This window comes from Paraburkholderia sediminicola (genome assembly GCF_046027825.1).
Lineage (GTDB): Bacteria > Pseudomonadota > Gammaproteobacteria > Burkholderiales > Burkholderiaceae > Paraburkholderia > Paraburkholderia sediminicola_D.
In genome coordinates this window covers 1-649 of the sequence record NZ_JAQQDU010000251.1, presented here as the reverse complement: position 1 = coordinate 649, position 649 = coordinate 1, and the positions used below count along the sequence as shown (strand labels likewise).

The 649-nt window shown below is 61.9% G+C and carries 1 protein-coding gene; it reads right to left on the bottom strand.

The window, feature by feature from the left end; all coding sequences use genetic code 11:
• The coding region (locus PQQ96_RS42135) for an NAD(P)(+) transhydrogenase (Re/Si-specific) subunit beta (RefSeq protein ID WP_408303348.1) at positions 1 to 649 on the bottom strand (649 nt) is incomplete at both ends.

Here is a 649-nt window from a genome sequence, read left to right as displayed (position 1 = left end):
CGCATTGCCGAGCATGAACGACGCATCGTCGGCCGACCCGGATTTCACCGGGCGCTGCTCCGCCGACCCACCTGCCGCCGCTGCGCCTGCTTCATTCCCGAAGCCACCGAGAATCACGTTGAAGAACGAACGGTTCATCGCGCGACACATGATGTACGACAGGATCGCACCGGACGAGCCCACCAGCGAACCCGCGATGATCAGCATCGGATTGTTCAGCGAGAAACCGATGCCCGCCGCCGCCCAACCCGAGTACGAGTTCAGCATCGACACCACCACCGGCATATCCGCACCGCCGATCGGAATGATGATCAGCACACCGAGCACGAACGCGATCAGCGTCATGATGATGAACGGCAGCCACGATTGCGTGAGGAAGAAGATCACGCCGAAGCCGAGCATCCCGAGCGCGAGGAACAGGTTGATCAGGTGCTGCCCGGCATAGACGACCGGTGCGCCCTGGAACAGCCGGAACTTGTACTTGCCCGACAGCTTGCCGAACGCGATCACCGAACCCGAGAACGTAATCGCGCCGACGAACGTGCCGATAAACAGCTCGACGCGATTGCCGTACGGCAGGAAGCCTGGAATCGGATTGTCCGGATCGACGAGACCGAAGGCCGACGGTTCCGACACCACCGCATACGCG